The organism is Alicyclobacillus suci (assembly GCF_017329615.1).
Lineage (GTDB): Bacteria > Bacillota > Bacilli > Alicyclobacillales > Alicyclobacillaceae > Alicyclobacillus > Alicyclobacillus suci.
This window is the reverse complement of the sequence record NZ_JAFMTW010000064.1, coordinates 1-12014: the sequence shown is the minus strand read 5'-3', so window position 1 is coordinate 12014 and position 12014 is coordinate 1. Positions and strand designations below refer to the sequence as shown.

Below are 12014 nucleotides of genomic sequence, written 5' to 3'. Positions count from 1 at the left end.
TTCCTTCCCATTTTTGCAAGCGTTCTTGGACAGCGAATCCGTCAGTTCTCGGTCAACTTACACCGTCAGTTTTCGGACGTTATGCTATGTCAGTAACAATATATACTTCTCATCACGTTCACCAACATAAGAAAACTTCATTAATTCTTGAACAAATGCAAGCGGTTGTCGATACGTTAATTTCTTCGCGACAATTAAGTCATAAATAGATTGCAGCTCGTCTTCCGGCAAACCATTTAATTCATCAATAATTTTCCCTATCAACTCATCTCACTCCTAATAATCAGCCGTCTGCCATCACGAATCATTTGGGTTGCGTTTCATCTCCGACTACGATTTTTATGCCTACCGGTTTTCCACCCTTTCACTGCAATGGAGTACGACCCGAAGTATATCGCCAGTTATACCGGGTATCCTGAGGCCTCCCTTGTCGAGACTACGGGGGACGCGAATGCAATGTGCTTGAGGATGCATTGTAAACCATGGTTTTTCTCATGCACGTACCAAAATCACAATTCATGTTTATATTTTCCCCCTGTAGATGCAAATGTAAGACCGCTTCAGTCGTATCCGGAAAATAAAGTAATCAAAAAACACGTTTTCATCAGCGAAATAAAAAACCAAATTGGCGTACGAGCCCCACTGAATTAGACAGTAGGAGTCATTAGCCAATTTGGCGGTTACGGCGAACTCCATCGCCTATTTATTTCAATCGGAACATTACGTGAACATCGATCACTTCATCACACGAGTCATTCCTAGATCCGGTACATTTTCTGAACTTTAATATTTGTGCGGCACCTCCACATGCAAATGGCTCCTGCGAATACCTAAGGCATTCGCAGGAGCCATTATCCCAATAGGGCGGTTATGGCGAGCTCCATCGCCGATACGATTATGATTTTGAATGATAATCTAAAATTGAGCTACGTGCAATAGTTTTAATCAATCTCACCTCATCACAATTAGTCTGCCAAATGATGAATCAACGCCCGACGGATTGCATAGAGCGGCGATTCTTCTCGTCAGAGAAGTGGATTGACATGCTCACTCCCCCCACTCAAGGAACTCGAGCCGATTACCGAATGGGTCATCCATGTAGAAATCGATTCGCACTAGGCAATCGCTCGTCATCCTGGATGGGGATGCCACAGCTCGCAATCCGCTCCTTCAACGCCGTCCCCGTTTGCGCAGATCTCCGAGCTTCCCAATCTCCTCCATCCCCAGAATTTCTCCGAAGAAGTGACGTGCCACATCCTCGCACCCGGCTGGCCCAGCGAGTTGAACGTGATCAATACCGTAAAATGAATGCTCCATCTCACAGCCCCCTTCCATTTCCTTCAATGTAACGAAAACAGATTGAGCGAGGTATGGGGTATCATGTTTCCGAGTGGATGCATCATGACAAGGAATTCAAACTGCATGCTGTTCAATTGGTTCCGGAGAGTGGAAAGCCGGCGAGCCACGTAGCTCGTGAATTGGGTGTATCACAAAAGACGTTGTACGGCTGGATGTCAAAGTTCAAGGAGAACGGGCAATCGGATAAGCACCGAGGTCCCTTCTCCTACACTGCTACGAACGTGAATGGTTCCACCGTGAGACGTAATGAGTTGTTTGGCAATCGCCATACCAAGTCCAGTTCCAATTGTGGGGAGTTCTGTTGAGGTGCCTCTGTAATATCGATCAAATAAGTGCAAAACGGTCCATTCATCCATTCCAGCTCCATTGTCTCGAATTTTGATTTCAGCATGCTCCAGCTTGGTTTGCAAAAACACCTCTATTTTTGTGCCAGACGGATTATGCAACACTGCATTGGTTAACACATTCAACAGCGCTCTTTGCAACAGTTTCACATCCGCCATAATGTAAACGGCTTTTTCTGGTGCGTGAAATTCCCAAGTATCGGTTGGCTGAGAAGGTATGTTCATCGCATCCGCAACAGTACGGCGCAGCAATTCAACCAGGTCAATCCGCTCTGGGTTTAGCGGGATATCTGGCGCAGTATCCAACTTAAAAGCTATATTCAAATCGGCAATCAGTTCTTCCATATGATTCGCTTTCTCACGAATGATACGAACAAATTCATCCCTTTCTCCGTCTTCCCAGGTATGGTCTGGTGAAAGAAGCATATTCGCATACCCAGAAATAACGGACAAAGGTGTCTTCAAATCGTGTGTAATCCCAGCTGTCCATTCCTTTCTAAGACGCTCAAGATCTGCTCGCTTCCGCTCTGTTTCCTGAAGGTTCCACTCCAGTTTTTGTAGATTAGTGAATATCTCTCGATACATTCGAGGATAACGCATCGTCTGCTTTCTTCCGCTATCCATTTCAGGTTTAGTCACCGATTCATCATTCGCCAATCGCTGAATGTAATCAATCATCTGATATAGCGGTCGTGCAACATAAAACCCGTACAGCAGGCAATATCCAATATAAATTGCGCAGGTCATGATGACGACAAAGTGTTGGTACGCAGTTTGAGGGGGCGATTTCAATACGACAATGTAGAAAATAGGGGCCAAGGATAATGCGGTCAATAGCAAAACCTGATGCAAAACAAAGTGTATCGTAAAACGAATGATTAACTTCATGTCGTCTCACCGTCTTTTGGCGGCACGAATTTATATCCGATACTACGAAGGTTAATAATTCGTTTTGGCCTTTTTGGATCTTCCTCAATTTTTTTACGCAGACGCATAATGTGAATAGCGACTGTTTTTTCATCTCCCATACTGTCATAACCCCATATTTTCTCGTACAATTGCCCAGACGTAAACACGACATTTGGGTGCTCCGCGAGAAAACACAGCAATTCAAATTCTTTTGCCGGGCAATACACTTCTTTGTCGTTTATCCAGAGTTGCCCGGCTCGTTTATCGATAGATAACTTCCCATAGTGAATCATGCTTGGCGAAGGCATCTGGTCCTGATTTAAATGCAGTCTACGAATCTGTGCGCGAATTCGGGCCACAACCTCCAGTGGATTAAAGGGCTTCGTGATGTAATCATCACCGCCAATGCCAAACCCGGTCAACTTATCTAAATCTCCAGACCTTGCTGTCAAGAACAAAATCGGTGTACTGGTTAGCTGACGTATATCTTGACATAGACGGAAACCATTGGTATCAGGCAGCATAACATCAAGTACAATCAGATCATACTGATTGCGCCGAATCTGTTCCATGGCCTCCTGCCCATTCAATGCGCTATCAACATAGATAAACCCTTCCTTATTTAACATGGTCTTCAACATCCGGACAATGCCTGGTTCATCATCGACAATGAGTATGGCATCTTGATTGCGCATGTCCAATCATTCCTTCCAATCGTCCTACGCCATGTTACCCAGCAATATCACGCTTTACGAACACGAAACAACTGACGATGTTTAACATCACAATATAAGCAATAAGCACACCAACGGAAAACCCAATCGTCATATCTGAGCGCACAGGTAAGTGATTCAAGTACAAAGTCATATCACTGTTTGCAAACGGCAGATATTTCATCCACTCGAATTTCATTGTTAGATTAACCAAAGAATTGCCAATCAGCATGATAAACAACGAAATTCCGATAGAAAAGGCGCTGCTTCGTAACACCGTTGACGCAGCAAAAGCAATCGTTACATATAACATAAGGGGCACAAAACTAAGCCCAAACAACTTCACGGCCTGTGCAAGTATATTTTGCTGAACAACTGCCCCTTGAGCACTCAGAAACAAATCCGTGGCATGAATGTTCCCGAATCCATCCAGAACGGCATTCGTCGCGTATTCGACAAAGAACAGCAACCCAAGCATGAGCGTCGCAAACTGAACCGAAGCAATATACTTTGCAGCGAGTATTTTCAACCGACGATATGGGCGAATCAACAGAAGTTTGATAGTGCCTGATGAAAACTCCCCCGAGACAATATCTGACGCAATAATGATGGTAAAAATAATGACCGTTTCAATCAAGCCGGAATCAGTCATAACCACCTCTGCAGGCGAGTTGCTGACGGGTGGAACATCATGTTTCAAACGATAGCGAGCAATTTTTAATTTATTCTGCGCTTCCCGTCGCAACATTTCGTTTATGCTCGTATCCTTCAAACGGTTTTCATAGGGTTGAATCGCAGCGCGTGTTTCACTGCGCCATCCAATTGTCGAATGCTGGGTTTCGATTTTATATGCCACAGAAGCTCCGACAGATATGACAACCAATAGAACAAGAAGAATCCAAGTTCGGAAACGACGATAAATTTTCATATTTTCATTGATGATTAAACGAAGCATGGTTATTCCTCCGTGATTTCCAGAAATGTATCCTCAAGCGATGGTGTGAACGTCTGAATGCTGTATACTTGAATTCCCGATGCTATCAAGTGCGAATTCAGCCGTGGAATGTCCTTATGTGTAAGCATCGTTACCAATGTCCCTGGTTGGGTGCCGAGGATAACCGATTTACTTAGGGTACTGGCAATTTGTACCGCTTGTTCTATGTTCACCTCGTCGACTGTGACATACACTTGCAACAGCCGTTCACTAACCACCACCTCTTTCGTTTCTCTCGTGAGTACCAGTTTCCCACGTTGTAAAATGGCAATTCGGTCACATATCATTTCTATTTCTGAAAGCAAGTGGCTCGACACAAGCACAGCGACGTCCTCGTCCTGTGCCAACCTTCGGAGAAGATCTCTTAACTCACGAATACCTGCTGGATCGAGACCATTCGTTGGTTCATCCAAAATGAGGAAAGCGGGCTTGTGCAGCAACGCTTGGGCGATTCCCAAACGTTGTCGCATACCAAGGGAATAGGTTCGCACTTTATCGTGAATTTGATTTTCAAGGCCAACAATTTTCACGATCTCGTCAACACGAGACTCCGAAATTCCAGGCACCATGCGCGCATAGTGAATCAAGTTTCGATACCCCGATAAATACCGATACATATCTGGATTTTCGACAATAGCACCCACGCGACCAATCGCTTTTTCATACGCTCGGGTAATACTGTGTCCCTGAATTTTGATATCTCCCTGCGTAATGGAAATCAAACCGACCATCATTCGAATCGTCGTAGTTTTACCCGCTCCGTTGGGTCCTAACAAACCAAACACTTCGCCAGGATAAATGTCAAAAGAAAGCTGATTGACCAATACTCTTCCTCTGACGACCTTGGTAACTCCCTGCAACTGAACGACGGGTAAGTGATCCATGCGGTTTCCTCCTCATATTTTTGACACCCCCATCATAGAGCGCCAAAGTAAATGGAAGGTAAACGGTTTTTAAACGGAACATAGCCTTATGCCCACAAAATCACCCGAAATCACGGTAGCGCGAGGGGCCAAATAGGGCAGTTTTCGACCTTATCCGGCGGCCTTTCAGTTGGCATGTCTGATTAGGATATGTAGCTGAGTTCCATGGGTTTCGCGCCCGACCGCGGACATGACCCATCCTTACAGACAGAAAATTCAGTTCATTATCTCGCGCTTCGTCCCTGAATTTTTGTATCACCATAAACCTCAAAGAGCCGACATGCCCTGTGAGGACTATGTCGACTCCCTCTTACTGTGAGCGGTGGTCATTTTTCAGGTACATCAAAACTTCCCTGTCACTCTACCTTTCCAGCTTCAACGGCATCTATCAATGCCAATCCCTTCATTCGTCTCGCTTCTGACCTGGTTAAAGTGCGGATTCCTCTATCTCAAATCCGAGGTCCTGAATCATGTTCCAATCGGCTTCCGGCACTTGCCCCTCTGTTGTGAGATAATCACCGACAAAAATGGAATTGGCAGCATATAAGCCGAGCGGCTGTAGATGACGCAAGTTCATCTCGCGTCCACCTGCAATGCGTATCTCCTTGGATGGATTCACGAAGCGCATCATGGCAAGAATTTTCAAACACATATTCGGCGTTAACTCGTGGTAATCCGACAATGGAGTTCCTTCAATTGGATTTAAGAAGTTGCAAGGAATTGAGTCGGCGTCAAGCGCCTTCAGCGCGAAGGCCATATCCACACGTCCCTCTTCCGTTTCCCCCATGCCAAAAATGACACCAGAGCATGGTGAAATCCCGGCAGATTTCACATGTCCCACAGTATTCAGACGATCAGAATACGTATGGGTTGAACAGACGTTTTCATAGTTCTCCCGACTCGTATTGAGGTTGTGATTGTAACGGTGAACACCGGCGTCCGCCAGTTTTGACGCATGTTCTGGACTGAGAAACCCTAAACAACAACAAATTTTCAAATCACTCGTGGCACGAATCTCACGCACCGCGTCAGCGACTTCTTCAATTTCGCGGTTCGAGGGACGTCTCCCGGACATCACGATACAATATGTACCTGCTTTACGGCGCTGCGCCTCTTGCGCACCCGCTAAGATCACTTCTTTAGACAGAAGTGGATATTTTTTAATAGGCGCAGTAGAAATGGCAGATTGAGAACAATAAAAACAGTCCTCTGGACACATCCCCGACTTCGCATTGACAATCATGTTCAATTTCATCTTTGTGCCAAAGTACTTGCGTCGAATCAAAAATGCCGCGCTCAGGAGATCAAGAACCCGATAATCAGGCTCACGCAGTATTTCGAGCGCTTCGTCATAAGAAATCTCATACCCTTGATTCACTTGCTCAGCTAGCTCTAACCAGTTTCTCGCAGTCGCATTTTTCAAAGCACATCACCTCATTCGTCCCAATTGTTAACTCATACAATAAATTAAGTTAACAATCAGGACTAGCCGAAGTCAATGTTCCTTGTATGATTGCAGACCATCAGCGGTTCGGTCGTCTTCCTCAAATTATGGCGGATTCCGTTCAATTTAGGACGCTACGGCGCTTACCCCTCACCCATTTATGAATGCATGGCACAACGGTTTGGACCGCTTTCCATCTCCGTTTGTTCGTGTGGCAGCACTTCAATTTGCCGACGATTGACGGCGATAATTGTGTCATGGTTTGGCGGCGTTACGCCGACATTCGTAACCGCTGTATCGACAAATGTTTGTTTGTCCTTCACATGCAAGATTGAATTATTTTTACGAATATCTTCCATTTTAGCACCGACATAACCGAATTCATTCATCTCTTGCACATCTGCATAGTGTCCAGGTAAAATCACCATATCATCTGGAAGTTTGGCAATTTTATTGATCACGGTATCAAACATCATCTCGGCCATCTCTTTGGCGCGCCCCTTCAAATCTGAACGTCCTAACCCGCTAACAAACAATGTTTCGCCTGTGAGCAGATAGTTATCGTCAATAAAGAAACTGGTACTCCCTACGGTATGACCTGGTGTTCGAATGCCGACAACTTGAAGTTTCGATGTTCCAAACAATACAAGGTGTCCTTCTTGAAGAGGTTCATATTTAAATTTCGCGCCTTCGGTCTCCTCAGGTGCAATCCAATACTTCGCCCCGACCTTCTGGGCAAGCTCTAGACCACCTGATATATGGTCAGCGTGCAGATGTGTATCGAGTACATGGACGATTCGAGCACTCTCCTGTTGCGCGACGCGAATGTATTCCTCTACGTGACGGTTCGCATCGACGACAACGGCTTCTCCGGCGGAGATGACCATATATGACAGGCATCCTTTAAGCTAACCGATTAAACTGAATCAACTTGAGGGCTGGTTCAGGTTCTTGACATGATGAAAAAAGAACGCGATTGTAAAAATGTCGTTACACAATTATCCGCAATTCGTAGTGCTGTGGACAGAACCATCGCAGCAGTTGTCGTGAAGAATGTAGAGGAATGTATACGAAAGGACATCATGGCGGATAAACCCACGAACGAAACCGTCAAGCAAGCTATGGATTTGCTGTTAAAAAGCCGATAAAAGCAGAATCACCATTACAACTTGCCAGACTAACAAGCACCCCATCCCATCACATCTGGTTTTCAGGCCTAGATAAAACGTCTGTCGTGCCATTGTCCTTAACGTTCAAATAGACAGTAAAGGTTGTTCCAACTCCTAGCGTACTGCTCACTGAAATGCGCCCCTGCACTATCTCAATCGCCTTCCGTACAAGTGCAAGTCCCAATCCGTTCCCTTCCTGATAATGGGAAGTATCCCCTTGATAAAATCTATCAAATATGCGACTGACCGCCTCATCGCTTATGCCGCGTCCGGTATCGGATACTGAGACGATGATTGAATCGGAAGTTGAAATTTGTTTCAACGTGACGCGCCCACCCTGATCTGTAAATTTCAATGCGTTTGACAACAAATTGTTCCATACAATCTCTAACATGCTCGCATCCGCATAGATCATTGCATGATCTTCAATGTCGACTTCAAACTTGATATTTTTTTCTTCCCATAAATTCTCGAAAGCAAGTGCACAATCGCATAGCTGTCTACACAGGTCATAAGAAACAAGAGACGTTCGTACCTCCTGATTCTCCAATTTACTCAGTTTCAAAATATTTGTAACTAAGGTCGTTAACTTGTTTGATGCCGAAATAATCGTATCTGTGTAATCCTTACAATTTTCCGGTGTCAAGTTTCCTTTCTGCAATGCCATCGCATAACTTTGAATAACGGATAGTGGCGTTTTAATCTCATGTGAAACATTAGAAATGAAATCTCTCTTCAGAGTCTCAATACTTCCAAGCTGTTCCACCATTTTGTTGAAATCTTCGAACATAACATCGACATAATCCTTTTTATCAGCTCTGTTTAAGGGCTCGACGCAAACCGTGAAATCTCCCTCTGCAACTTGCTTTGCCGCTTCACTCAACCTACGCATGGGCCTATCGTAAAACCGTATCCGTTGTCGATTAATCACAACACAGAAGACAAAACTCACAATTGCCCAATATCCCGCCATACTCCAAAAATACTGACCTGGGACATTTTTTACCCCTATATAGGAACCGTAGATAAGTCCTTGGCCCGTCGAAAGAATTTCTAAAACACAAAAGGTCCATATATACGTTCGCCATGATACATGTTGTGTTGTTACTCGCTTATCCTTTTCTATTTTCATGACAGAACCGCCTTATATCCAAGCCCGTGTACGGTTACAATTTTAAAGTCCTTGCAATCAGAAAATTTATCCCTCAACTTCGTGATATATACATCAACTGCCCGAAGACTGGTTTCACTGTCAATGCCCCAAAATTCATCCATCAACTGTGCACGAGAAAAAGTGTGTTTTGGATATGAAAGCAATTTAAACAGGATATTGAATTCTCGGACTGTCAGTGGTACTTCCTCACCGTCCACGTAGGCGCTTGTTTCATTCGCGTCCATCACTAATCTACCAACAACCAGTTTCTTTTCATCCGCAATATTCGCACGGCGAAGTAACGCGCCCACACGTAGCACGAGTTCATCAATGTTGATAGGTTTAACCATATAGTCGTCTATTCCGGCACGAAATCCTTTCTGTTTCGACGAAATGTCGTCAAGAGCCGTCATGAACAAAATTGGAATTTGTTGATTGATATTGCGTACGGTCTCAGCAAACTCGATTCCATCAATTTCCGGCATCATAATATCAGAAATGATGAGATCACATAAGTTGTGGTGCAACAGTTCGTACGCTTCACGAGCATTTAGACACCCCGTCGCGCGATATCCATTGTCGTTTAAATAAGTACATACAATTTGGTTGAGCTTCAAATCATCCTCCACGACAACTATGTTTATCATAGGTGGTCACCTCTATTATCACGTCTTGAAACTGCCTACAAGCGGGGCGTGCTGGTCCACATCGTCCATATATAGGGAGGAACATCACTGCTGATGCAATTCTATCAACACTTTAACGGTTTCCCTAGCATCGATTGCCACTTCAAATGCCTGTTGTACTTCGTCAAGCTTAAATACGTGCGTAATCAAGGTGTCTAACTTCGTTTGGGGATTTGATAAATGCTCAACCGCTCGTAAAATATCCTCCGTTGTATAACCACTTGCTCCAATGATCTGCACTTCCTTAGACATCACTTGTGCCAAGCCGACAGGGATTGCTTGTTTATATACGGCAACCACAGCAATACGGGCATGAGGCTTTACAATGTCCAGCACCCGCTCAAATAACATTGATGCACCCGCTGCATCAATAAATGCGTCCACATCAGGTACCATTTTCCCATATACATCAACTTCGCCAAAATGTTTGCTTAAACTTTCGGATAAATTCTCTTCCGCAGTATTAATCGTCTTTGCCCCAAGTTCAGCAGCTTTTTGCAAACGCCAGTGATCTACGTCGACAACACAAACGTTCTTAATGTCTTCCGCTAACAAACATCCAACGGCCGAAAGGCCAATTGGGCCTGCACCCAAAACAACGATATTTTCATGCGGTTGCGGGTTTACACTAAACGCACCATGGCGCCCCACACTCACTGGTTCCATGAGAGCGGCTGTCTTTGCCGACACATCTGAATCAAATTTGAAAAAATTAACATTTAACTCTGCATCCTCTACCACAACATATTGTGAAAAGGCTCCACATTCCAATGACCACCTACGCCCCACACGCTTCGCGGTAACCGGGTTCACGCCGACCAGTATCCCAGGGTGAATATCTTTTACTACATCACGGCCCACTTCAGCCACTATCCCCGCCATCTCATGACCAAACTCTCTCCCGAATCGAATCCCCATCTCAGATCCCACTTTAACAATGTTAATATCTGTTCCGCAGATTCCACCATATAAATTTTTAACGAGAATATCTTTACTTCCGATTTTAGGAATGTCTCGTTCCTCTACACGAACGTCATTTTTACCATGATAAATTGCCGCCTTCATCATAATTCCTCCTCGTATGTGATTCACGTCCATAGCATTGTTATGCCTGCCGCCAATTCCGCGCCCTCTTCTTTCTTTTGGCGACTGGAACGAACACATCAATTATGCTCAGTGCCGTGGCTACAAGAAATGCACCAATAATCGAAATTTGCACTCCAGGTAGAACCCAGTGCGACAGTAAAAGTACAACCGCAACAATATTCACACGCAGCCAAGAAACTAACAATTGTTTCACTGGACATCTCCCTCATCCTCGTAGGTCACACGATATTGTCGTGCTTCAACTTCACGGCCCTAAAATGTCTGACCTTCTTTCGTAATATCATGCTGTCCAGATTATTCTGACCTCAGCATTGCCTCCCTTTCTTTGTGATGTGACTATAGTAACCATGAGTTGTTTCCGAGTTGCTTGCAAAATGTTTACGAAATATTAATTAGCGACCAAATCAAGAATTTGAGCGTTTTGCAGAATGGTCGTTTTGGGTGGAGGTAAAAAAGGAACAACACCTAGGTTAAGTAGACTGATTTTTCCATATACTAGAATTCTAACGGTTTCTCGTCTGGTCAACTCGTTATGATTTATGCAGTCTTCTTGTGTCGTTCGATATGGTTCACAGCTAGTGACGATGCCAGTAACACGATCGCGTTGAGGAACATGTACGTCTTTACTTTTCGGATGCCTCGGACATGGACGTCGTTCGCCGTCAAATTCGTCTTAAGTCTTGCGTTACAACGCTCTACAGCAGTTCGCTCGTTGTATAACAACTTCCAATTCTGCGTGCCTCGGTGTGGTGTGCAGTAACGCCGAATATCTTCTGTGATCCGCTTTTTGACCACCATACCGTAGTTGGATTCGGAACATGTCGCGATTCCAAGCGGACAATCCACCTTCCCAACCGCATGCGGGCAACGAAACTTTAGTCGGTCCCCATCCGCACCCCAATACACTATGTCATACCCCATCGTGCAACGCGGCGTCCCGTCCGATGCGATTCCTTCAGGCGGTTCTTTTTCACCGCGCTTGTTCATCGCAATAATCGCCTGTGCACCATATTGATGAACCGTTTCATAGTTTTTGACCTGATCATATCCAGCGTCCATCATGACAAAATCGATTTTCCAACCGTGCGTCGTCACGACGTGTTCCAGTAATGGTGCCGCCATCTCACCATCAAAGACGTTCGCTGGTGTGACATCCAAAGCAACTGGCAGTTCACTCGCGGTGTCCACAGCCAAGTGGAATTTGTATCCGAAC

At 44.9% G+C, this 12014-nt stretch carries 14 protein-coding genes, 1 pseudogene and 2 riboswitches; of the genes and pseudogenes, 2 read left to right on the top strand and 13 right to left on the bottom strand.

What is annotated here, in order from left to right:
• Positions 1-84 precede the first annotated feature (84 nt).
• Positions 85-264: a hypothetical protein gene (locus J3482_RS18505; protein ID WP_206922892.1), complete on the bottom strand. Its 180-nt coding sequence runs from the start codon at positions 262-264 to the stop codon at positions 85-87.
• 384 nt (positions 265-648) lie between these two features.
• A riboswitch (Fluoride riboswitch) is annotated at positions 649-709 on the bottom strand.
• A 126-nt stretch (positions 710-835) separates the two neighbouring features.
• Positions 836-897, bottom strand: a riboswitch (Fluoride riboswitch).
• Positions 898-1170: 273 nt separating this feature from the next.
• Positions 1171-1317: a hypothetical protein gene (locus J3482_RS21085; RefSeq protein WP_328702754.1), complete on the bottom strand. Its 147-nt coding sequence runs from the start codon at positions 1315-1317 to the stop codon at positions 1171-1173.
• Between the two features lie 53 nt (positions 1318-1370).
• Between J3482_RS21085 and J3482_RS21900 the strand changes: the two are divergent.
• Positions 1371-1499: pseudogene (locus J3482_RS21900) on the top strand (transposase); the annotation flags it as partial.
• Between the two features lie 15 nt (positions 1500-1514).
• On the opposite strand, the gene J3482_RS18495 reads toward J3482_RS21900, so the two are convergent.
• The 6 genes from J3482_RS18495 to J3482_RS18470 all read right to left on the bottom strand — a co-directional run bounded on the left by J3482_RS18495 (position 1515) and on the right by J3482_RS18470 (position 7582).
• A complete protein-coding gene (locus J3482_RS18495; protein ID WP_206922891.1) occupies positions 1515-2591 on the bottom strand; it encodes a sensor histidine kinase in 1077 nt (358 codons plus the stop codon).
• Positions 2588-3307, bottom strand: coding sequence for a response regulator transcription factor (locus J3482_RS18490; protein WP_146824736.1), 720 nt, complete (start codon positions 3305-3307; stop codon positions 2588-2590). The genes J3482_RS18495 and J3482_RS18490 overlap by 4 nt, the downstream gene beginning before the upstream one ends.
• Positions 3308-3341: 34 nt before the next feature.
• The gene (locus tag J3482_RS18485) at positions 3342-4280 is read right to left on the bottom strand and encodes an ABC transporter permease (RefSeq protein ID WP_206922890.1); all 939 of its coding nucleotides are present in this window, start codon (positions 4278-4280) and stop codon (positions 3342-3344) included.
• Between the two features lie 2 nt (positions 4281-4282).
• Positions 4283-5203 (bottom strand): ABC transporter ATP-binding protein, encoded by a 921-nt coding sequence (locus J3482_RS18480; RefSeq protein WP_146824740.1) that lies wholly within the window; start codon positions 5201-5203, stop codon positions 4283-4285.
• Positions 5204-5669: 466 nt separating this feature from the next.
• Complete coding sequence (gene bioB / locus J3482_RS18475) at positions 5670-6665, bottom strand: biotin synthase BioB (RefSeq protein ID WP_146824741.1); 996 nt, start codon at positions 6663-6665, stop codon at positions 5670-5672.
• 179 nt (positions 6666-6844) lie between these two features.
• Positions 6845-7582: an MBL fold metallo-hydrolase gene (locus J3482_RS18470; protein ID WP_328702755.1), complete on the bottom strand. Its 738-nt coding sequence runs from the start codon at positions 7580-7582 to the stop codon at positions 6845-6847.
• Positions 7583-7645: 63 nt separating this feature from the next.
• Here J3482_RS18470 and J3482_RS18465 point away from each other — a divergent pair, with 63 nt between their 5' ends.
• Positions 7646-7834, top strand: a complete 189-nt coding sequence (locus tag J3482_RS18465; RefSeq protein WP_223204318.1) for a metal-sensing transcriptional repressor — start codon at positions 7646-7648, stop codon at positions 7832-7834.
• 49 nt (positions 7835-7883) lie between these two features.
• On the opposite strand, the gene J3482_RS18460 is transcribed toward J3482_RS18465, so the two are convergent.
• The 5 genes from J3482_RS18460 to J3482_RS18440 all read right to left on the bottom strand — a co-directional run.
• Entirely contained in the window at positions 7884-8987 is a 1104-nt protein-coding gene (locus tag J3482_RS18460) for a HAMP domain-containing sensor histidine kinase (protein WP_206922888.1), read from the bottom strand.
• Positions 8984-9655: a response regulator transcription factor gene (locus J3482_RS18455; protein ID WP_146824745.1), complete on the bottom strand. Its 672-nt coding sequence runs from the start codon at positions 9653-9655 to the stop codon at positions 8984-8986. Before J3482_RS18455 ends, J3482_RS18460 begins: the two co-directional genes overlap by 4 nt.
• Positions 9656-9739: 84 nt before the next feature.
• A complete protein-coding gene (locus tag J3482_RS18450; protein ID WP_146824746.1) occupies positions 9740-10759 on the bottom strand; it encodes a zinc-dependent alcohol dehydrogenase in 1020 nt (339 codons plus the stop codon).
• Positions 10760-10799: 40 nt separating this feature from the next.
• Complete coding sequence (locus J3482_RS18445; RefSeq protein WP_146824747.1) at positions 10800-10994, bottom strand: hypothetical protein; 195 nt, start codon at positions 10992-10994, stop codon at positions 10800-10802.
• Between the two features lie 344 nt (positions 10995-11338).
• Positions 11339-12014, bottom strand: a 676-nt coding sequence (locus J3482_RS18440; RefSeq protein ID WP_206922887.1) for a transposase, incomplete at its 5' end; no start/stop codon positions are given.

Excerpts from the sequence above, each read along its gene's own strand:
- J3482_RS21085 (WP_328702754.1), bottom strand. The coding sequence starts at position 1,317 with ATGGAGCATTCATTTTACGGTATTGATCACGTTCAACTCGCTGGGCCA.
- J3482_RS18495 (WP_206922891.1), bottom strand. The coding sequence starts at position 2,591 with ATGAAGTTAATCATTCGTTTTACGATACACTTTGTTTTGCATCAGGTT.
- J3482_RS18490 (WP_146824736.1), bottom strand. The coding sequence starts at position 3,307 with ATGCGCAATCAAGATGCCATACTCATTGTCGATGATGAACCAGGCATT.
- J3482_RS18485 (WP_206922890.1), bottom strand. The coding sequence starts at position 4,280 with ATGCTTCGTTTAATCATCAATGAAAATATGAAAATTTATCGTCGTTTC.
- J3482_RS18480 (WP_146824740.1), bottom strand. The coding sequence starts at position 5,203 with ATGGATCACTTACCCGTCGTTCAGTTGCAGGGAGTTACCAAGGTCGTC.
- J3482_RS18465 (WP_223204318.1), top strand. The coding sequence starts at position 7,646 with ATGAAAAAAGAACGCGATTGTAAAAATGTCGTTACACAATTATCCGCA.
- J3482_RS18460 (WP_206922888.1), bottom strand. The coding sequence starts at position 8,987 with ATGAAAATAGAAAAGGATAAGCGAGTAACAACACAACATGTATCATGG.
- J3482_RS18455 (WP_146824745.1), bottom strand. The coding sequence starts at position 9,655 with ATGATAAACATAGTTGTCGTGGAGGATGATTTGAAGCTCAACCAAATT.
- J3482_RS18450 (WP_146824746.1), bottom strand. The coding sequence starts at position 10,759 with ATGAAGGCGGCAATTTATCATGGTAAAAATGACGTTCGTGTAGAGGAA.